This window comes from Nonomuraea sp. NPDC049784 (assembly GCF_040659615.1).
Classification (GTDB): Bacteria; Actinomycetota; Actinomycetes; order Streptosporangiales; family Streptosporangiaceae; genus Nonomuraea.
The window spans coordinates 1-18726 of the sequence record NZ_JBFAMX010000095.1 but is presented as its reverse complement, the minus strand read 5'-3'; the positions used below and the strand labels follow the sequence as shown (position 1 = coordinate 18726).

Annotated in this window: 18 protein-coding genes; 6 read left to right on the top strand and 12 right to left on the bottom strand. The window is 68.2% G+C overall.

Going from position 1 to position 18726, the window contains the following annotated elements:
* Positions 1 to 25 precede the first annotated feature (25 nt).
* The 12 genes from AB0J09_RS21180 to AB0J09_RS21125 form a co-directional block, all read right to left on the bottom strand.
* The gene (locus AB0J09_RS21180; RefSeq protein ID WP_360693435.1) at positions 26 to 841 is read right to left on the bottom strand and encodes an enoyl-CoA hydratase/isomerase family protein; all 816 of its coding nucleotides are present in this window, start codon (positions 839 to 841) and stop codon (positions 26 to 28) included.
* Positions 842 to 991: 150 nt separating this feature from the next.
* A complete protein-coding gene (locus AB0J09_RS21175; RefSeq protein WP_020547488.1) occupies positions 992 to 1207 on the bottom strand; it encodes a helix-turn-helix domain-containing protein in 216 nt (71 codons plus the stop codon).
* 113 nt (positions 1208 to 1320) lie between these two features.
* Complete coding sequence (locus tag AB0J09_RS21170; protein ID WP_360693432.1) at positions 1321 to 2919, bottom strand: ABC-F family ATP-binding cassette domain-containing protein; 1599 nt, start codon at positions 2917 to 2919, stop codon at positions 1321 to 1323.
* Positions 2920 to 3033: 114 nt separating this feature from the next.
* Positions 3034 to 5616, bottom strand: a complete 2583-nt coding sequence (locus tag AB0J09_RS21165; RefSeq protein ID WP_360693430.1) for a Tat pathway signal sequence domain protein — start codon at positions 5614 to 5616, stop codon at positions 3034 to 3036.
* 75 nt (positions 5617 to 5691) lie between these two features.
* On the bottom strand, positions 5692 to 6069 hold the full coding sequence (locus AB0J09_RS21160) for a zinc ribbon domain-containing protein (protein ID WP_360693427.1): 378 nt from the start codon (positions 6067 to 6069) through the stop codon (positions 5692 to 5694).
* 419 nt (positions 6070 to 6488) lie between these two features.
* Positions 6489 to 7367, bottom strand: coding sequence for a carbohydrate ABC transporter permease (locus tag AB0J09_RS21155; RefSeq protein WP_360693425.1), 879 nt, complete (start codon positions 7365 to 7367; stop codon positions 6489 to 6491).
* A 78-nt stretch (positions 7368 to 7445) separates the two neighbouring features.
* The gene (locus AB0J09_RS21150) at positions 7446 to 8408 is read right to left on the bottom strand and encodes an ABC transporter permease subunit (protein WP_360693422.1); all 963 of its coding nucleotides are present in this window, start codon (positions 8406 to 8408) and stop codon (positions 7446 to 7448) included.
* 51 nt (positions 8409 to 8459) lie between these two features.
* A complete protein-coding gene (locus AB0J09_RS21145; RefSeq protein WP_360693418.1) occupies positions 8460 to 9992 on the bottom strand; it encodes an extracellular solute-binding protein in 1533 nt (510 codons plus the stop codon).
* Positions 9993 to 10021: 29 nt separating this feature from the next.
* Positions 10022 to 10576, bottom strand: coding sequence for a DUF624 domain-containing protein (locus AB0J09_RS21140; protein WP_360693415.1), 555 nt, complete (start codon positions 10574 to 10576; stop codon positions 10022 to 10024).
* A 198-nt stretch (positions 10577 to 10774) separates the two neighbouring features.
* Positions 10775 to 11431, bottom strand: a complete 657-nt coding sequence (locus tag AB0J09_RS21135) for a DUF1961 family protein (protein ID WP_360693412.1) — start codon at positions 11429 to 11431, stop codon at positions 10775 to 10777.
* Between the two features lie 164 nt (positions 11432 to 11595).
* Complete coding sequence (locus AB0J09_RS21130) at positions 11596 to 12615, bottom strand: LacI family DNA-binding transcriptional regulator (RefSeq protein ID WP_360693410.1); 1020 nt, start codon at positions 12613 to 12615, stop codon at positions 11596 to 11598.
* Positions 12616 to 12793: 178 nt separating this feature from the next.
* Positions 12794 to 13450 (bottom strand): acVLRF1 family peptidyl-tRNA hydrolase, encoded by a 657-nt coding sequence (locus AB0J09_RS21125; protein WP_360693407.1) that lies wholly within the window; start codon positions 13448 to 13450, stop codon positions 12794 to 12796.
* A gap of 118 nt (positions 13451 to 13568) precedes the next feature.
* Between AB0J09_RS21125 and AB0J09_RS21120 the strand changes: the two genes are divergently transcribed.
* From AB0J09_RS21120 to AB0J09_RS21095, 6 genes are all read left to right on the top strand, one after another.
* Positions 13569 to 14594 carry an EAL domain-containing protein gene (locus tag AB0J09_RS21120; RefSeq protein WP_360693404.1) on the top strand — a complete coding sequence of 342 codons (1026 nt, stop codon included), beginning with the start codon at positions 13569 to 13571 and terminating at the stop codon, positions 14592 to 14594.
* 102 nt (positions 14595 to 14696) lie between these two features.
* Positions 14697 to 14960 carry a phosphoribosyl-ATP diphosphatase gene (locus tag AB0J09_RS21115; protein WP_360693401.1) on the top strand — a complete coding sequence of 88 codons (264 nt, stop codon included), beginning with the start codon at positions 14697 to 14699 and terminating at the stop codon, positions 14958 to 14960.
* Positions 14961 to 15024: 64 nt separating this feature from the next.
* The gene (gene hisG, locus AB0J09_RS21110) at positions 15025 to 15870 is read left to right on the top strand and encodes an ATP phosphoribosyltransferase (protein ID WP_360693398.1); all 846 of its coding nucleotides are present in this window, start codon (positions 15025 to 15027) and stop codon (positions 15868 to 15870) included.
* Between the two features lie 107 nt (positions 15871 to 15977).
* Entirely contained in the window at positions 15978 to 16862 is an 885-nt protein-coding gene (locus AB0J09_RS21105) for an ABC transporter ATP-binding protein (protein WP_360693395.1), read from the top strand.
* A complete protein-coding gene (locus AB0J09_RS21100; protein WP_360693392.1) occupies positions 16862 to 17596 on the top strand; it encodes an ABC transporter permease in 735 nt (244 codons plus the stop codon). The genes AB0J09_RS21105 and AB0J09_RS21100 overlap by 1 nt, the downstream gene beginning before the upstream one ends.
* Positions 17593 to 18726 (top strand): sensor histidine kinase (locus AB0J09_RS21095; RefSeq protein WP_360693390.1); only part of this gene is annotated, 1134 nt, incomplete at its 3' end. The genes AB0J09_RS21100 and AB0J09_RS21095, both read left to right, overlap by 4 nt.

Sequence of the window (18726 nt, the reverse complement as noted above, 5' to 3'; positions counted from 1 at the left end):
CGGGCCCTGGGCGCCGCCGATCGGGTCAGCCGAAGAGGGCCTTGATGCGGGCCGCCTGTTCAAGGCCCTCGGCGACGCTCTGCTCCTCCAGGGTGCGGCCCTGCGCCCCCTGGAGGAGTCGCTTCGTCGCGACCGCCGCGTCCCGGTTGACGGCCAGCAGCTGCGCGACCTTGTCTCGTACCGCTTGATCCAGGTCGCCCCCGACGACCACTTGCTCGGCGAGACCGATGCGCATGGCCTCGTCCGCGTGCACGGTCCTGGCGGTCAGGCAGATGTCGATCGCCTTGGCCAGGCCCACCAGCTCGACCAGGGGCTTGGTCCCCGTCAGGTCGGGCACCAGGCCCAGTGCGGGCTCTTTCATGCAGAAGGAAACATCATCGGCCACTATCCGCAGGTCGCAGGCGAGCGCGAGCTGGAACCCCGCGCCGATCGCGTGCCCCTGCACTGCGGCGATGGAAACGATCTCCGGGCGGCGCAGCCACAGGAATCCCGCCTGTGCCTGCCGGATGCGCTGCTCGAAGGTTGCGTCGTCGCTGGTGGCCGCCGAGCTGAACGAGCCCTGCCCGGGCACCCCCTCAGGTGTGAACATTCGCAGGTCGATCCCTGCCGAGAAGGACGGTCCCTCACCTTTCACGACGACTACGCGCACCTGCTCGGGCAGGCTCTCGCCGATCCGAGCCAGCGCCGACCATGTCGCGAACGTCTGTGCGTTGCGCTTTTCCGGCCGGTCCAGCGTGATCGTCGCTATCTCACCGTCCACCTCGAAGCGGACCCCGTTCTCCGTCGCAGCGGAGACCTCATCCGCATACCCCCCGCGCTGTCGCGCCTGTGCTTCCGCCATCGCCCGCTCCCTCCAGTCCTGGTCGCGCAAGGAGTGCGCGCCCAGAAAGCTGACCGTCGCGCCCGAGCCTACAGAATATCGTTCTGGCACGGGCGCGACGGATGGCTGACTTGGGACGGGCGGCTGCGGTCGCACGTTCCGAGGCGGCCGTCAGCGCTTGGACTTGCCTCGGGTCGCCCCGCCGCGCCCGCGCAGAGTCACGCCGGACTCGCTCAGGATGCGGTGGATGAACCCGTAAGACCGACCGGTAGAAGCGGCCAGGGCGCGGATGCTTTCACCCGCGGCGTAGCGCTTCTTGAGATCGCCGGCCAGTTTTTCCCGGTCGGCCCCGGTGACCCGGGTGCCCTTCTTCAGTGTCTCGGCCACGAGTACCTCCTGTAGTGCCGGACTTCCGCAGCGTTACTCCGCCATGATCAGTCATTTCAGCGGGATCGGCTACCTACTCCACGGGAAAAGATCCGTACCCACTCAAATTAAGATCAGGCAAGTGCCACAAGATCGGAAAATTCGTCGCTCCATGCGTCTTCAGTTCCGTCAGGTAGCAAGATCACCCTATCCGGTGACAGGGCGTCAACGGCACCCTCGTCATGTGTGACTAGGACGATTGCTCCTGAATACGACCTGAGAGCATTGAGAACCTGCTCGCGACTGACCGGATCGAGGTTGTTCGTGGGCTCGTCCAGGAGGAGGACATTGGCGCTCGACAACACCAGGATCGCCAGGGCCAGCCGGGTCTTCTCGCCACCCGACAGCACCCCCGCGGGCTTGTCGACGTCGTCGCCCGTGAACAGGAACGAGCCGAGCACCTTGCGCAGCTCGGTGTCGGTGAACTGGCCGCCCGCCGACTGCATGTTCTCCAGCAGCGTGCGGCTGGAGTCGAGGGTCTCGTGCTCCTGGGCGTAGTAGCCGATCTTGAGGCCGTGGCCGGGCCGGATCTCGCCCGTGTCGGGCGTTTCGATGCCGCCGAGCAGGCGCAGCAGCGTGGTCTTGCCCGCGCCGTTCAGGCCGAGGATGACGACCCTGTGACCTCGGTCGATGGCCACGCTGACGTCGGTGAAGACCTCCAGCGAGCCGTACGCCTTGGACAGCCCCTCGGCCGTGAGCGGGGTGCGCCCGCACGACTGCGGCTCGGGGAAGCGCAGCCGCGCCACTTTGTCGCTTTGACGCTCTTCTTCGGTGCCCGACAGCAACCGGTGCGCACGCCGCATCATGTCCTGGGCGGCCTTGGCCTTGGTGGCCTTGGCGCGCATCTTGTCGGCCTGCGCGAGCAGCGCACCCGCTTGTTTCTCGGCGTTGGCGCGCTCGCGCTTCCTGCGCTTCTCATCGGTCTCGCGCTGGGCGAGGTACGCCTTCCAGCCGACGTTGTAGTGATCGATCACCGAACGGTTGGCGTCGAGGTGCAGGACCTTGTTGACCGTCGCTTCAAGAAGACCGACATCGTGGCTGATGATCACCAACCCACCTTGATGAGATCGCAAAAAATCACGAAGCCACCCGATTGAGTCGGCATCTAGGTGGTTTGTCGGCTCGTCGAGAAGGAGAGTTTCCGCTCCGCTGAAAAGAATTCGCGCCAATTCCACGCGTCGGCGCTGACCGCCGGAAAGCGTTTGCAACGGCTGTGACAGCACGCGATCCGGCAGTCCGAGGCTGGAGGCGATGGAGGCCGCCTCGGCCTCGGCCGCGTATCCGCCCAGGACGTGCATCTGGTCTTCGAGCCTGCCGTACCGCTTGACCGCCTTCTCCCGGGTCCGGTCGTCGGCGGAGGACATGCCGAGCTCGGCCTCGCGCAGCTTGCGCAGCACCTCGTCGAGGCCCCGCGCCGACAGGATGCGGTCGCGGGCGAGCACCTGCAGGTCACCGGTGCGCGGGTCCTGGGGCAGGTAGCCCACGGCGCCGCTGGTGGTGACGGTGCCGGCGGCGGGCAGGCCCTCGCCCGCCAGCACCTTGGTGAGGGTCGTCTTGCCCGCGCCGTTGCGGCCGACGAGCCCGATCTTGTCGCCCGGGTTGACCCGGAACGAGGCTTTCTCGATGAGCAGCCGCGCGCCCGCGCGCAGCTCGATATCACTGGCGATGATCATATTGGCGGAACACTCCCGAGCTAGGAAACGGAGGATTGAGGCGTGCGACGCCAGATCAATCGGGAGTATGCATACGCATCAGTGTAGGCCCCCTGGCCGGGGGCCCACCTCTGGTTAACGCTCCGCCAGGTGCTTGCCGATCAGGGCCAGGTTGTGGATGGCGGCCAGGCCGTACTGGCTGGCGCCGTTGGTGCTCACGAAGTGCGCCTCCTGTACGGGAGAGAGCACGTGAGGCCCGTCCACCAGGGTCAGGCGCCAGTCCTTCTGCCGTTGCAGCTGGTTCTTGTTGAGCTGGTCGCCCTCGTCGAAGGTGAACTTCCGCCACGCCCAGGCGGCCAGCTCGGCGTCCCCGGTGCGGGCGGCCGCGTACGCGGTGAGCCTGCTGTGCGCCTGGATCAGCGAGATCCCGCTCAGCCGCTCCCCCACCTCCGCCTCCTGCTGCTCCGGCGTGGCCAGGTAGAGCCGGCAGTACTGCAGCCACGCCTGCTCGAACCCGGGCACGTCCAGGTCGAGCGCGATCAGCTCCGCGCACATCTCCGGCAGCCCGAACAGCGACGACAGGTGCGAGACGGAGATCTTGTCGCGTGAGGTGTCGAACCGTCCGGTCTCCAGGTCCAGCCTGGCCTCGCCGGTCAGGAAGCCGTGCGGCAGTGCCCCGATGTCGGCCATCGTGCCCAGCAACCGGTCTCTGGCCCGCTCGTCGCCATGCCGCTCCCACCGCGTCAGCCACGCGGCCGCCAGCGATCCCCAGTCGGTCCCGAGGCCGACCGACAGCGCCGACGGGTCCGGGGTGTAGACGTCCTCGCGCACCTTGCGCGTGGGGTCGATCACCACGAACGTCTCCTCGGGCGTGCTCAGCTCGTCCAGCAGGTCGCCCGTGCGCTCGTCGGCGGTCAGGTAGTAGTAGAAGCGCCGGTAGGCGGCGTTGGAGATGCGCAGCTGCTTGCAGCTGCACCCCCAGTGCTGCACGTTGTGCCTGCTGCCCAGGCCCTTCCACCTGCCCGCGTGGTAGACGTCGACCTCACCGGTGTGGCGGGTCATCGACTCGGCGAAGCGGAAGACGTCCGATCTTCCAGTGCGCAGGTACTGCAGCCACAGCCACAGGTCGGGCGAGAGCTCGGAGTTGTCCCAGGCGTAGCCGCCCACGTCGTAGCGCCAGGTGTGCCGGTCCGGGTCGTACGTGTGCATCACGTCGCCGTAGTCCCAGAAGCCGTACCACCTGCGCTGCTCGCGCTCGCGCACGTACAGGTCGAACAGGAAGTCCAGGCGGTCCTCGATCTGGGCCTGAGCGGGCGTGGAGCGGTCGGGCAGCTCCCACACGCCGAACACGCCGGCCTCGCGCGTCCGCGAGGGGGCGACGGCCAGCAGCCCCGGCTGGTTCATCGCGGCCGCGTGCTCCGCGAGGGCCCGCGACGGCGGCGTGGCGTCGTGGGCGCGCAGGGTCAGCTCGTGCGTGCGCGCCACGCCGTGGGCGTCGCCGAAGCCGGGCTCGTAGTCCTCGTACGTGATCTCCAGGCCCTCGAGCTGCTCGGCGAAGGTGTCCTGGCCCATGCCGTCGTGGTAGAAGCGCAGGTCCATGGCCGGCGCGGACGGCGACCACATCCAGACGGTCACATTGGCCAGGTCGGTGGCCGCGTTCCTGATGTCGAGGCGGGTGGGGTGCAGGCGCCAGAAGTCGCGCAGCCCGAAGCCGAGGCCGCCGCTGACGCCGCCGACGTAGCCGTACCCGGCCGAGCGGGTGCCCGCGGGGATCGTCACCCAGGCGTGGCCGTCGGCGGTGCGCTTGCGCAGCGTGAAGCCGTCGGCGGAGCTCTGGTCGAGGGTGTAGTCGTTCCAGGCGGGGATGAGGTGCAGCCGGGAGGCGACGTCGGGGGCGATCTCGCCGACCGGGCGGCCCTCGACCTGCGCCTGCCGTACGGACTCGCCGGGGTCGCGGCGCAGACCGGTCAGCCCGCGCACGGCCTCGGTGAGGAAACCACCGCTACCGGCCAGGCGTACGTGCCGCTCGTGCGGCTCGTCGCGCATGACCACGTCGGCGCGCAGCCCGAGCCCGGCCAGGAAGTCGCGTTCGGGGTCGCCGTCCCAGACGAACGTGTGCATGATCCGCACCTGTTCGGCGCCCGCGTGGAAGTACAGGCGGACGGTGAACGGCAGCCAGTCGCCGTGCCTGCCCTCCAGCCGGACGACGGCGCGCACGGGCCCGTCCTGCTCGACCGTGACGGTCTCGACCTGCCCCGTGGTCTCCGAACGGGCCACCGGGCCGCCCTCGTCGGGCGTCGGCTCGCTCTGGCGGAGGCTGACCAGGCGGACGTCCCGGGCGATCTCGCGGCTCCCGCGCGAGATCGAACGGGCCAGCGTGCCGCCGGACTCCTCGATCGTCCAGGTGACCACACCGGTGCTCACGGTCAGCACGCCGCCCTCCCGGACGACGGTGACCGGTGTGGCCGCGGCGGCGGGCTCACGTCCCGGCTCGATCCGGTAGGAGTACGCGGCCGGCTGCGCGCCGATCGCGTGGGCCGACCACTTGACCGAGCCGTCCGGCCAGGTGGCGGTCACCCAGCTCTGGACGGGCACCTCGCGCCCCTCCGCGTCCGCCAGCGCGAACGTCGTATCTCGCTCGACTGCGCCGCGCGCCCACGGGACGCCCCAGGTCACCCCCTGCTCTCCCGGTCGGTCCAGCCAGCGAAGCGCAGTCATCGGATCTCCTTCAGTCGCTCGGCAATGATCGCGGCTCGTCGGCGCCGCGGAAGCTGAATTGACATCCTCCCCGTCCTAAAAGAGGGGAATTCCAACCCGTTCGGGTTGAGGTTCACGGACACTCGACCGCTTGCGCGGTGTTGTCCCTCCGGCACACGCCCGTTGAGGCGTGGGTCTTGCGACCTGTCCTGCCGCGACGTTGGCTGCTGCGTTGGTATCCGCGTTGCAGGTGAAACCACAGAATGAACAGAGGAACTCGGCTTGGCTCTTGCGAGAGTTCTTGTCGATCCATCCGCAGGCGCTGAAACGCAGACTCGTGTACGGGGCCGGCACGTCTTCGACCCGGCCTGGGGCCTTATGCTCGGTGCGCTGCCGGAGCAGGCCCCAGCCCTGGGCAAGGATGGCCCGGTTCAGCCCGGCCTTGACGGCGACTTTGCGGCGCGGACCGGGCACCGTCCGCGACCGTCGGTGGGGGTCGTCGGCCACCCCACGGAGGTAGAGCGGGTGCTCGCCCAGCGCGAAGTGTGTGAACAGCGTCTTGGAGCCGCCGGAGCCCGAGCCGCCCGTACAACTCGGTCGCAGCGGCGGTCAGGTCGATCAACGGCACGCCCTCGGCGGCAGTCGGCGCGCGCCCCCGATCGGGATAGTCCCCGTGAGTGGGCACCAGCCGATCGTCTGCCCATCAGGGCCCGCTGCGCCGGCGTGCACGGCACCGCCAGCGCCCCCGCCCTGCGTGCCTCCTCGACGAAGGCACGCAGGTTGTCCTGAGACGGGATCGCGGGATCGTTGCCGTGCCCCACCTCGGCATGGGCGCCGCGACGGCCCGGCACGAGTTCACCGTCGAGTCCCGTGCCGGCAGAGGACCATGCTCCTCATTCCTTGACGGACCCAATCAGCACACCCTTGACGAAGTGCTTCTGCAGGAACGGGTAGAAGCACAGGATCGGCAGCGTGGCAATGACCACGACGGCGAACTTCAGCCCCTGGGTGGGGAAGAACACCGTCTCCAGGGCCGACAGGGCGTTCTGCGCATCCGCACCGGTGAGCTGGCGGACCAGCACCTGCAGCGTCCATTTGCTGGAGTCGTCGATGTAAAGCAGCGGCGACATGTAGTCGTTCCAGATGCCCACGGCGTAGAACAGCGAGAACGTCGCGATGATCGGCTTGGACAGCGGCAGCACGATCTTCCAGAAGACGCCCATCTCGGTGCAGCCGTCGATGCGCGCCGCCTCCTCCAGCGCCTCGGGCAGTTCCTGGAAGAAGCTCTTGACGATGATCAGATAGAACGGGTTGATCGCGAGCGGCAGGATCAGCGCCCAGTAGCTGTTGAGCAGTCCCATGTCGCGGACGACGAGGTAGGTGGGGATGATGCCGCCGCTGAACACCACCGTGAAGATGACCAGGTTGAGCACCAGGGCACGGCCCGGCAGGTACCGCTTGGCCAGCGGGTAGGCCATGGTGAGCGTGAGCGCGACCTGGACGACCGTACCGACGAGCGTCACGCCGACGGTCGTCAGCAGCGCCCTGATGAACACGTCGGTGGCGAAGATGTACTCGTAGGTGCTGGTGACGAACTTCTCCGGCCACAGGAAGAACGTTCGCGAGGAGATCTCCGACTCCGAGGCGAACGATCCGGCCAGGACGTACAGCAGCGGCAGGAGCGTGATCAGCCCCAGCCCGACGAGGACGGCGATGTTGATCGCGTCGAAGATGCGGCTGCCGACGGAGCGGTACTGGTTAGCAGCCGTCATTGGGGGCCTCCGGGGTGAGCAGTGGGGATAGCGCCGGTGACCGAAGGAGGTCTTCGTGAAACACAGTCATGGGCGCTCCTAGAACAGGCCGTTCTGGCCGAGGCGCTTGGCCAGCCAGTTGGAACCGAAGATCAACAGGACTCCCGCCACGCCCTTGAACAGGCCGACGGCGGTCGCGTAGCTGAACGCGCCCTGGTTGATGCCGACGTAGTAGACGAAGGTGTCGAAGACGTCAGCGGTGTCGCGGTTCAGGTTGTTGGTCATGAGCCAGATCTGCTCGAAGCTCATGTCGAGCAGGTTGCCGGACATGAGAATGGCCATGACGACGATCGTCGGGCGGATTGCCGGAAGCGTGACGTGCCACAGCTGCCGCCACCGCCCCGCACCGTCCATCCTGGCCGCCTCGTACAGGTCCGGGCTCACCCCGGCCAGCGCCGCCAGATAGATGATCGTGGTCCACCCGGTGGTCTTCCAGAGCGTCTGCAGGATGATGATCGGCCGGAACCAGTCAGGCTGCGCCACATAGTCGATCTTCTGCCCGCCCAGGAACTCGTGGATCCAGCCCGCGAGGACGCCGTAGTCGACGGAGAACAGGATGTACGTCAGCGACGCGACGATCGTCCAGGACAGGAAGTGCGGGATGTAGATCAGCGACTGCACCGAGCGCTTGAGTACGTTGATCCGCAACTCGTTCAGCATCAGCGCCACGATGATCGGCGCCGGGAAGACGAAGATGATGTTCAGCAGCGCCAGGAACAGCGTGTTATACATCAAGCGGCTGAAGTCGGGCCCGGTGAACAGGTCCACGAAGTGCTTGAAGCCCACCCATTCGCTGCCGTTGTAGCCCAGGAACGGCACGAAGTCCTGGAAGGCGATCTGCAGCCCGCGCATCGGGACGTACTTGAAGACGAGGAAGTACGCCAGCCCGGGGATGAGCATCAGGTACAGCCATCGGTAGCGCCAGAGCGTGCGGGCCCTGTCGGGCTTGTGCCCGGATACCTTGACCGCCTTGACCGGTGGCGGCGCCAGGTCGGTGGCCACTCGGCCTCCTTTCTAGGGGAGGGGCCCGGTGAGGGCCCCTCCCGGGTCACATCACTGGCCGAGCTTGGAGACCAGGTCGTTGATCTCCTGGGCGACCTGTGTGCCGCCGCCGTCATACCAGCGCTTGATTTCAGCCTTCAGCTGCTCCTCGGTGATCTGGCCAGCGAGGTACTTGACCCGCGCGTCCGTGACGATCGGGTTGAGCGTCGCGCCCTTGGCCACCGCGGTCGGGGAGACCACCGGCAGGCTCGGGTCCCACACGGCCGTCTTCAGGTCCTCGGCCACGCGCTCCTTGCGCTCGGCCAGGTCCTTCCGGTACGGCTCCTCCGGGGGGACCCGCTGGTAGGCGATGCCACCGGTGCCGGTGCTGGCCTGGGTGCCGAGCTGGATGAACGCCTTGTCGACGTCGTCCTGGAGCTGCTTGACCTTGGGGTCGTCCTGGTTGATCAGCACGGCCTCGTCGTTCTCGACCTTGAAGTTGCGGCCCTCGATGCCGTTGGAGAGCAGGACCTGACCCTCCTTGCTGGCCAGCTTGTCGAGGGTCTTCAGCAGCTCGTCGAGCTGGGCCTCGGTCCGCACCCGCTGCTTGGAGATCGCCAGGATGTCCTTGTAGCCGCTGAACGGCAGCGAGAACTTCTTGCCGTCGGAACGGGACAGGTTGCCCACCGCTAGGACCTTGTCGCCGTACGTCTGCGGGTCCTGCTCCTTGAGCAGGTCGAGCAGCTGCCCGGCACGGACGTCGACGTCGATGATGATGCCGCCCTTGCCCTGGACGAACGGGTCGTTCCACTTGGCGGTGTCGAGGGTGTTCCAGTCGGGGTTGACCAGGCCCTCATCGATCATCTTCTTCATGAAGCGGTTCGCTTCGAAGAACTCCGGCGTGTCGAACTCAGGCACGAGCTTGCCGTCGCGCTCGCCCCAGTTGTTCGGGGCACCGAACCAGACGTCGATCGCGTTGAACGGGTTGGACGCCGCGAAGGCGGTGCCCGGCCACTTCGGGATGATGAGGCCGTAAGTGTCGTCCTTGCCGTTGCCGTCCGGGTCCTTCTTGGTGAACGCCTCGGCGATCTTGTAAAGGTCGTCGGTAGTCTTGGGAGCCTCCAGGCCGACCTTCTTCAGCCAGTCCTTGCGGATCATGACCGCGGAGCGGAGCTGCGGCCTGATCCGGTACGGGCCGTAGACCTTGCCGTTGATCGAGGAGTTGAGCAGGACCTTGGGGTCACCGACCAGGTTGGGGTACTTCTTGATCTTCTCGGTGAGATCCCAGAACGCTCCGGCCTCCGCGGCCTTCCCGAACGCGGGCGACTTGGGGTCGACCACCATGACGTCGGGGAGGTTGTCGGAGGCCAATGTGACGTTGACCTTCTCCTGGTAATCCGCGTTCGGCACCCAGGTGACCTTGATCTTCTTGCCGAGGAACTTCTCGATCGCCTGGTGCAGTTCGCCCTGAGGGCTGGGGGCGGTGCCGTACAGCTGGGTCATGAAGGTGATGGTGTTGGCGTCGGCCTGGTTCGACTCACCGCCACCGCCACCGCCGGTGCCGGAGCAGGCGGATGCCAGCAGGGCGGTCGTTAGCGTTAACACACCAGCCATGAGCCGACTACGGGATGCGCTCATTGATTCCCTTTCGAATGCAGGCGCGCCTCGTTCTCCTCGAAGAAGCGCAGGCAGAGCCAGGTGTTGATGTAAATCCACGCGCCGATGCTGATCACCAGTGCGAGCACGGGGAGCGTCGTGGTCACGTAGACGATCGCCCAGAGCGCGAACAGCAGCAGCACGGTGGAGGCCGGCCGGGTCAACGCGAGAAGCGACGCCTTCGGGATGTAACTCCAGATCGGCAGCTCGTAGTGCGCGTACAACGGTCCGATGTACGCCCCCACGGCCCCCAGCGCGAGCAGCGCCGCGAACGTGGTGATCCGCAACGCGCCCGATCCGGGACCGAGGACGGAGAAGTACAGGTAGTTGCCGACCAGCAGGGTGGCGACCAATGCCATCGGCATGACGACCAACGAGGCCCGGACGAACTCCCGTCGGTAGACGGTCCAGAATTCGGTCCAGGCATGAAACGTTTCATAACGAGCCCGTCGCCGAGCCAGCGTGTAAGCGGCCACAGTAGCGGGCCCGAGCCCGAGAACCACGCCTCCAGCGAGCGTGAAGACGAGCCACATCAGGTTCAGGCGGACCGCCCAGATGAGCTCTGAGCAGGCAGCTTGGATCCTGATCGACATGGCGGGATGATTCATCCGGCACCACCTCTCGTGGCATGTGCACGGATACGGGGGCGGGTTGTTGCACCGTGGTTCCTGCCCAGTTACAAGCGAGTGAACGGCGGGTTGGTGCGAAATTAGTGTTGAATCGACTCAAAGTCAATGACGAGAGACCCGGAGATTTCCGTACTCTCCGATAAGCGGCGCCATCTGCCGAAACCCGATCTTGCCTCCTGCCAGGGCGGGACCGCCGATCGAGCCGTCGTCGTCCCACCGGAACGAGACCAAATCGTTGACCGAGAACGTGATCGTCCCGGCTTTGACCTCGAGGCGCATCGCGTACGGACCCTCGGCGTCGAGCACCGCCGGGAGCGGGTCAGGACCCTGCGCGACCAGGTGGAAGCCGTGGCTCTTGCGCAGGTTGCAGGTGTGCAGGGCGCGTTCAGAGGCCCACATGCGGCGGAAATAGGAGACGTGGTAGGCGTCGATGTCGCCGTGGTGATATTGGTCATAGGGCCCGGTGCGCGCCGCCAGGCCGGGGTCGAACAGGTCCTCTCCGTTCCTACCCCGGGCATGGAAGAACATGATGGCCAGGCCCGGCTCTCTTATGGGCCAGAAGTCCCATTCGATCCGCACGTCGGCGGGGAACTCCTCCGGACACCAGAGGACCAGGTTGGCCGCCTGGCCGTCTGAGGGCGGCCTGAGGCTCTCCAGGCGCATGCGTCCCTGGGGGAACGACATGGCGCCGTCCCCCTCCATACGGAAGCCTGCCAGGTCAGCGGGGGTGGCCAGGGCATTGCGATAGAGCTCGGTCATGAGCCCTCCTTCGTCGGTCTCATGACCCAGGTGCTGTGCTTATTGATGACCTCGACAAGCTCGGTCAAGGGCCCTCCTTCAAGGGTTTTCGGCGGCCTCGGCGGCCATGCGAAGGGCAGGCGGAAGCCCCTGTGAAACGGTTCATAGGGAGCCCTTCGCCTGGGTCAGGCGTCGCGGCGGAACGCGCTCGACTCGCGGATCACCAGGTCGGGCTGGAAGATGACCTGCCGGTGACGGTGCTGCTCGGGGTCCGCGACCTCCTCGAGCAGGAGGTCGATGGCCGTACGTCCGAGCAGCTCACGCGGCTGCCGGATGGAGGACAGCGGCACCGCGGCCGCCGCGGCGAAATCGATGTCGTCGTATCCGATGATGGCCAGGTCTTCGGGCACGCGCAGCCCATGTGTGGCCATCGCCTGTAAGAACCCCAGCGCCATCATGTCGTTCGCGCAGAACGCCGCGGTGGGCCGCTCCTCGGGAGGCAGGGCGGCCACGCGCTCGCCGGCGGCCCGCCCCTCGGCGACGGTCAACGTCGGGGACGTGGAGGTGAGCAGCTCGACGGCGCCGTCGGCGGCCGCGACGGCGCCGCTGACGCCCGCGTGCCGGTCCACCACCTGTCTTATGGACGTCGGCCCGCCGACGAATATGATCCGCCGGTGCCCCCGCTCGATCAGGTGGGCGCCGGCGATCTGCCCGCCGAGCCGGTCGTCGACCGCCACGGAGCACTGAAGCCCGGTCGCCGGGCTGTCGACCAGCACCACGGGCGTGCCGCGGCCGGCCAGCTCCTCCAGGTAGGGGCTTTCCATCTCGACGGGCGTGATCAGTATGCCCATGACCCGCTGCTGTTCGAGCTGGTCGAGGTGGCGGCGCTCGCGACCGGGGTCGCCGGCGCTGTTGCAGAGCACCACCATGGAGTCGTGGTCGTCGGCCACCGACTCGGCGCCCTGGGCCACGTCCACGAAGAACGGGTTGGAGACGTCGAGCACGACGAGGCCGACCGTGCGGCTGCGGCCCATCCGCAGATGGCGGGCCACCTCATTGCGGACGAAGCCCAGTTTCTTGATCGCTTCGAAGACGCGTTCGCGTGTGGCAGGGGACACGATCTCCGGGCGGTTGAGCACATTGCTCACCGTGCCCACAGAGACCCGCGCCAGCTGCGCGACCTCCTTGATGTTCCTAGTCGCCATCGATCCTCACGAGGCCGTGCTGCTCTTAGGTGCAGAAATCGCTGGTGGACCGCCGGGTGCGGCCCACCGTGAACTCTGGCATCATAGCGGCATTCAAGATTCTTTTGAATCGTCTCAAACTCTCAAACCGGTCACGAGAGCCCGTGAGGGATGACCGCATTGAATGAGCGCGCGGCGGTCAGAGTGGGTCGACGACGCGGACGCGGGTGGCGCGGAAGGACGACGGGGTGTCGCGCAGGACGGCCAGCCTCGGATCCGGGACCACCAGGAACGGCTCCGCCTCCAGGGCGAGCAGGGGCGCGAGCCGCCGGTCGGCGCGCAGGGCGTCCACGGCCCGGCGGTCCCCGCCCAGCACCACCGCGTCCAACTCCTCCAGGTACGGCGACAGCACCCGCACCGCCGTCGCCACCGCGTCGTCGTACGCCTGGGCCGCCTGGTTCTGCCGGCGCCGGGCGAAGCGCTGCTGCGACCACCCGCCCGCCGCCGTACGCCCCTGCACCAACCGCGACCCCACTTTGGACGCCACCAGCGACGCCCCGGAGAAGACCCCGGCGGCGTAGCCACCGAGCCGCACCAGGAACACCCCTACCTGCCGCTCCGCCTGTGCGTGGGCGACGAACCGGGTGACGTGCGGCGGCCCGGGCGGCGTCATGGGCGGGAACGGCACATGCAGCTCGGCCAGCGCCCCATCGGCGGCCAGCAGCCGCACGACCCGGTCATCGCCGGAAGCCGAGAAGGGCCCGTGACGCCCCGCGAACCCGTCGATCCACGGATGCAGGCGCTCCGGCGGCACCGTCACCCACCGGCCGCCGCCCCTGGCCGGACGCGCACTCATGCCCCGAAGGCTAATCGAGAACGTTTGGCCCGTAGCACGTGCAGAGTCAAAACGAAATGTCGGTAAATTCTGACTCTCAGGGCTTCTGCACCCCCCGCCGTTACAGCAGCATCTGAACGTGTCCTCCCTGCTCACCAGCCCCTTGGTGGATCTCGACACCGGGGCAGTCATCGCCCACCCGGCGGTCGTCGACTCCACGGGCATGCTCAGGGCGGCCCCTCTGCCCATGGTGCTGGAGCTGCCCATCGAGGTCGTCCTGGCGGGCGCCGGCGCGCTGGCGCCGCTGCACGAAGCCCTCAGAAGGGCGGGCAGGCATCCGCGCGAGGCCATCCTGCTGCTCACTGGACCGTGCCAGAAGCAGGACCGCCCGCTCCTGAAGGTCGGGCTCGACGGCCTGCGCACGATCGGCTACCTTCTCGGCTTCGCCGACGTCGGGACCGTCGGTGCGGCCCTCGACCTGGCCACGGACGCGAACCCGTACCTGCTGGCCCTCGACCCGGAGCTGGTCGCGCGCATCCCGGGCGATCATCGCGCGTCCGCGGTGGCGCGGGCGGTGGTCACGCTGGCCCGCGGCATCGGCGCCCACGTGCTGGCCCCGGGCGTCGAACGCGAGCCGCAGCTCGCGGTGGCCCGCGGCATCGGTGTCCGCCTCGCCCACGGCCCTCTGCTCGCCCCCGGACCCGACGGCAAGGTACGGGTGCCGCTCCCCGTCACCGACGAGCCCGCCGGCGCCATGCTCGGGCCGCGCGTCCAGGAACTGCTCATCCCGGCGGTGACGCTGCCCGAGGAGGCGAAGGCCGAGGATGCGGTCAAGGCGTTCGGGCACGAACCCACTATCACCAGCGTGATCCTGGTGGACGAGTTCCAGCGGCCCAAGGGCAGCCTGGACCGCAGCCGCTTCCTGCTGTCGTTCGCGGCCCGCTACGGGCACGCCCTGCACGGCCAGAAACCGGCGCTGCGGCTGGCCGACCCGCCCCGCACGGTGCCCCGGACCACCCCGGCGATAGCCGCCATGCAGGCCGCGGGCAGGGACTCGGCCCGCGTCTACGACGACCTGGTGGTCACCGACGAGATGAACCGCTGCCTGGGCATCGTCCGCGTCTCCGACCTGATCAGGCAGGTGACCTCGATCAGAGGCCGATGACCGGGCACGATGGGTACGAACTCAGACGCGGTTCCTCACAAAGGACCGCTAAGCTGCTCAGAGACGCTTGACAAGCACGTCAGCCAACCTACGAGAGAGACCATGAAGACCTTCGAAGAGCTGTTCGCCGAGCTGTCAGAGAAGGCCAGGAGCCGGCCCGCGGGCTCGGGCACCGTGGCCGCGCTCGACGCCGGCGTCCATGCCATCGGCAAGAAGGTCGTCGAGGAGGCCGCCGAAAGCTGGATGGCCGCCGAGCACGAGTCGGACGACAGGGCAGCCGAGGAGATCTCGCAGCTCCTCTACCACGTGCAGGTGCTCATGATCGCCAAGGGCATCGGCCTCGACCAGGTCTACAAGCATCTCTAGGGCGCGCGGCGCCCGCCACCAAGTCCCTGGAGAAGCGACCACGAGACAAGTCGAGGATCTGAACATGCTGCGTCTGGCAGTACCCAACAAGGGCGCGCTCAGCGAGGCCGCCCAGAACATGCTCAAGGAGGCCGGCTACCGGTCACGCAGGGACAGCAAGGAGCTCGTCGTCGTCGACGAGGCCAACGGCTGCGAGCTGTTCTTCCTGCGCCCCCGCGACATCGCCGTCTACGTCGGCGAAGGCACGCTCGACGTCGGCATCACCGGCAGGGACATGCTGGTCGACTCCGGCGCGCCGGTCGAGGAGATCATGCCGCTCGGCTTCGGCGGCTCCACCTTCCGCCTGGCCGCCGCGGCCGGCACGATGACCTCGGCCGAAGACCTCAACGGCCGGCGCATCGCCACCTCCTACGCGGGCCTGCTCGACAAATACCTCTCCGACCAGGGCGTCGACGCCCGCGTGATCAAGCTGGACGGCGCCGTCGAGACCGCCATCCGGCTCGGCGTGGCCGACGCGGTGGCTGACGTCGTGGAGACCGGGACCACGCTGCGCAACGTCGGTCTCGAGGTGTTCGGCGAGCCGATCATGCGCTCTGAGGCCGTGCTGATCAAGCAGCAGAGCTCGCCCGACACGCCCGGCGTCGAGCAGCTCGTCCGCCGCTTCCAGGGAGTCGTGCACGCCCGCGACTTCGTCATGATGGACTACGACATCCGCGCCGAGCGCATCGAGGAGGCCATCGCCCTCACGCCCGGCATGGAGGGCCCCACGGTCTCGCCGCTGCACCGCGAGGGCTGGGTCGCCGTACGGGCCATGGTCCGCCGCCACGGCCACCAGCGGGTGATGGACCAGCTGTGGGACATCGGCGCGCGAGCCATCCTGGTTACCGACATCTACGCCTGCCGCATCTGAGCCCAGGGCGCTGAGCAGGGCCTCCGGCGTCGGCCTGACAAATGTCATGGCCAACGCCGGAAGGAACGCACTAACCGCGGCAGATCCCCGGCCATAGCGTTCTTTCCATGAACGCCATCGTGTTCGACCACGTCAGCAAGCACTACGGGGACGTGCTCGCCGTCGAGGACCTCTCGCTCGCCATCGAGCCCGGCAACACCGTGGCCCTGCTCGGCCCCAACGGCGCGGGCAAGTCCACCTCCATCAACCTGCTGCTCGGCCTGCTCAAGCCGACCAGCGGCACGGTCGCCGTCCACGGCCGCACCCCCAACGAGGCGGTCAGGTCCGGCGAGATGGGCGCCATGCTCCAGAACGGCGCGCTCATTCCCGAGCTGTCCGTCAAAGAGCTCGTCGACCTCGTACGCCGGCTCTACCCTCGCCCGCTCGGCCTTGAGGAGATCCTCAAGCTGGCCGACCTGACCGACCTCGCGGGCAGGCGGGCGAACAAGCTGTCCGGCGGCCAGTCGCAGCGCGTCAGGTTCGCCCTGGCCATCGCGGGGGCGCCCAGGATCCTGCTGCTCGACGAGCCGACCGCCGCCATGGACGTGGAGTCCAGGCTACGGTTCTGGGCCGGCATGCACGACTACGCGGCGGGCGGCAGGACCGTGCTGTTCGCCACCCACTACCTGGAGGAGGCCGACGAGCACTCCGACCGGGTGATCGTCATCGCCAAGGGGCGGCTGGCCGCCGACGGCACCGCCGCCGAGATCAAGGCCGGGGCCGGCGGCCACACCGTCAGCTTCGCCCTCGGCGACCAGCCCGCGGCCGGGCTCGACCGGCTGCCCGCGGTCACCGCCGTGGAGGTCGTCGCCGGCACGGCCACCCTGCACACCACCGACACCGACGCCACCCTCGCCGGGCTCTACCGGAGCACCACACTCGACGTGCGTGAGCTGAAGCTCTCCAGTGCCGACCTCGAAGCCGCCTTCCTCGCGCTCACCAGGGAGTCCTGATGCTCTACTACGCCAAGACCGAGGCACTGAGGATGCTGCGCAACCGGCGCTACATCATCTTCGTGGTCGCCTTCCCCGTCCTGCTCTACGTGATCAACGCCAACATCTACGGCAAGCAGACCGATCCGGGCGGCGTGCGGTACAGCGTCATCCTGATGGTCTCGATGGCCGCCTACGGGGCGCTGGCCTCCTCCATGATGAGCACGGCGGTGCCGTGGGCCACCGAGCGGCAGTCCGGCTGGCTGCGCCAGCTCCAGATCACCCCGCTGCCGAGCTGGGCGATCATCGCGACCAAGCTCGGCGCCGCCATGCTCCTCGTGCTGCCCTCGCTGGTGCTGGTGAGTGTGGTCGCGGTGGTGCAGCAGGGGGTGTCGCTGCCGCTTGGCACGTGGGCGCCGCTGCTGCTCACGATGTGGCTGGGCGTGCTGCCGTTCGTCGCGCTGGGCCTGGCCATCGGGTCGGTGTTCTCGGCCGACGCGGCCCAGCCGGCCTCGATGATCTGCATGTTCGCGCTGGCGATCGCCGGCGGGCTGTGGTTCCCGCCCGAGGTGTTCGGCGACACCATGCGCACGATCGCGGACGTCACCCCGTCGTTCCACTACGCCAGACTGGGCCAGAGCCTCGTCGCCGGCCACGGCCTGCCCCTGACGGACGTCCTGGTCGTCGCCGGATGGGGAGTCGTGCTGGGGAGCGCTGCCGTCTTCCTCTACCGGCGGGCTACCGTACGGGCATGAGCTTCGCCGAGAGGATCACCTTCGGGGACGCCGATGGCAAGCCGTCGCGCAAGCGGCGGCTGATCGGCATCTCCGTGGGCCTGGTCTACCTGGTCTTCCCCCTCACCGACATCGTGTCCGGCACCCTCAAAGGGGGCCGGGCGATCGGGGCCGGGGTGCTGCTCTTCGCGTTCGTCTCATGCTTCCTCGCGACGGTGCTGGCCAACAGGAGCTTCTTCGAGCGGAGCCGCCTGACCTATCCGCTCCTCGCGGTGACCAGCGTGCTCGGCGTGACGGGCGCGCTCGCCTTCGGCGGCTCCTGGCTGAGCCTGCCCGTCTACTCCGTCGTGCTGTACGGGTTCACGCTGCCGGCCGCATGGGCCATCTGGGCCGTCCTCACCAACCTGGTGATCGTCGTCGGCGCCGGCCTGGTCAACCACAACGACGCTGACACGATCATCGTGCTGGGGCTCCAGGTGATGACGCTCGGTGTGCTGTTCATCAGCGTGCGCAACACCAGAGCGCTCTCGGTCAAGCTGCGCGTGGCCCAGGACGAGGTGGCCAGGCTGGCGGCCACGGAGGAGCGGCTGCGCATCGCCCGCGACCTCCACGACCTGCTCGGGCACAGCCTGTCGCTGATCGTGCTCAAGAGCGAGCTGGCCGGGCGGCTGGCCGAGGACGCACCGAAGGTGCACAAGGAGATCGCCGACATCGAGTCCGTCGCCAGGAAGGCGTTGGAGGAGGTGCGCGAGGCCGTCACCGGCTACCGGCAGCGCAGCTTACCGGAGGAGCTCGACAGCGCCAGGGCCGTGTTACGCGCGGCGGGCGTGGCGGCCGAGGTGCGGGTCTCGGGCACGCCGCTGCCCGGCCTGCTCGACGGGCTGCTGGGCTGGTCCGTACGCGAGGGCACCACCAACGTCGTGCGCCACGCGCGGGCCACGAGGTGCGAGATCAAGGTGACGTTCGACGGCGAACAGGCCACTCTGGAGATCGTGGACAACGGAAAGGGCGGCGACGGGCCGTACGAGATGGGCAGCGGGCTGCGCGGGCTCAACGAGCGGGTGGCGGGCGCGGGCGGCACGGTGGCGGCGGGCCCCGCGCCGGGCGGCGGCCACCGGCTGCGAGTGCTGGTCCCGGCCGGGACGGAGGCG

What these genes read in the sequence shown, in the direction of transcription:
- hisG (WP_360693398.1), top strand. Translation starts at nt 15,025, where the DNA reads ATGCTGCGTCTGGCAGTACCCAACAAGGGCGCGCTCAGCGAGGCCGCC.
- AB0J09_RS21165 (WP_360693430.1), bottom strand. Translation starts at nt 5,616, where the DNA reads ATGACTGCGCTTCGCTGGCTGGACCGACCGGGAGAGCAGGGGGTGACC.
- AB0J09_RS21115 (WP_360693401.1), top strand. Translation starts at nt 14,697, where the DNA reads ATGAAGACCTTCGAAGAGCTGTTCGCCGAGCTGTCAGAGAAGGCCAGG.
- AB0J09_RS21135 (WP_360693412.1), bottom strand. Translation starts at nt 11,431, where the DNA reads ATGACCGAGCTCTATCGCAATGCCCTGGCCACCCCCGCTGACCTGGCA.
- AB0J09_RS21170 (WP_360693432.1), bottom strand. Translation starts at nt 2,919, where the DNA reads ATGATCATCGCCAGTGATATCGAGCTGCGCGCGGGCGCGCGGCTGCTC.
- AB0J09_RS21125 (WP_360693407.1), bottom strand. Translation starts at nt 13,450, where the DNA reads ATGAGTGCGCGTCCGGCCAGGGGCGGCGGCCGGTGGGTGACGGTGCCG.
- AB0J09_RS21140 (WP_360693415.1), bottom strand. Translation starts at nt 10,576, where the DNA reads ATGTGGCTCGTCTTCACGCTCGCTGGAGGCGTGGTTCTCGGGCTCGGG.
- AB0J09_RS21100 (WP_360693392.1), top strand. Translation starts at nt 16,862, where the DNA reads ATGCTCTACTACGCCAAGACCGAGGCACTGAGGATGCTGCGCAACCGG.
- AB0J09_RS21130 (WP_360693410.1), bottom strand. Translation starts at nt 12,615, where the DNA reads ATGGCGACTAGGAACATCAAGGAGGTCGCGCAGCTGGCGCGGGTCTCT.
- AB0J09_RS21180 (WP_360693435.1), bottom strand. Translation starts at nt 841, where the DNA reads ATGGCGGAAGCACAGGCGCGACAGCGCGGGGGGTATGCGGATGAGGTC.
- AB0J09_RS21155 (WP_360693425.1), bottom strand. Translation starts at nt 7,367, where the DNA reads ATGACGGCTGCTAACCAGTACCGCTCCGTCGGCAGCCGCATCTTCGAC.
- AB0J09_RS21105 (WP_360693395.1), top strand. Translation starts at nt 15,978, where the DNA reads ATGAACGCCATCGTGTTCGACCACGTCAGCAAGCACTACGGGGACGTG.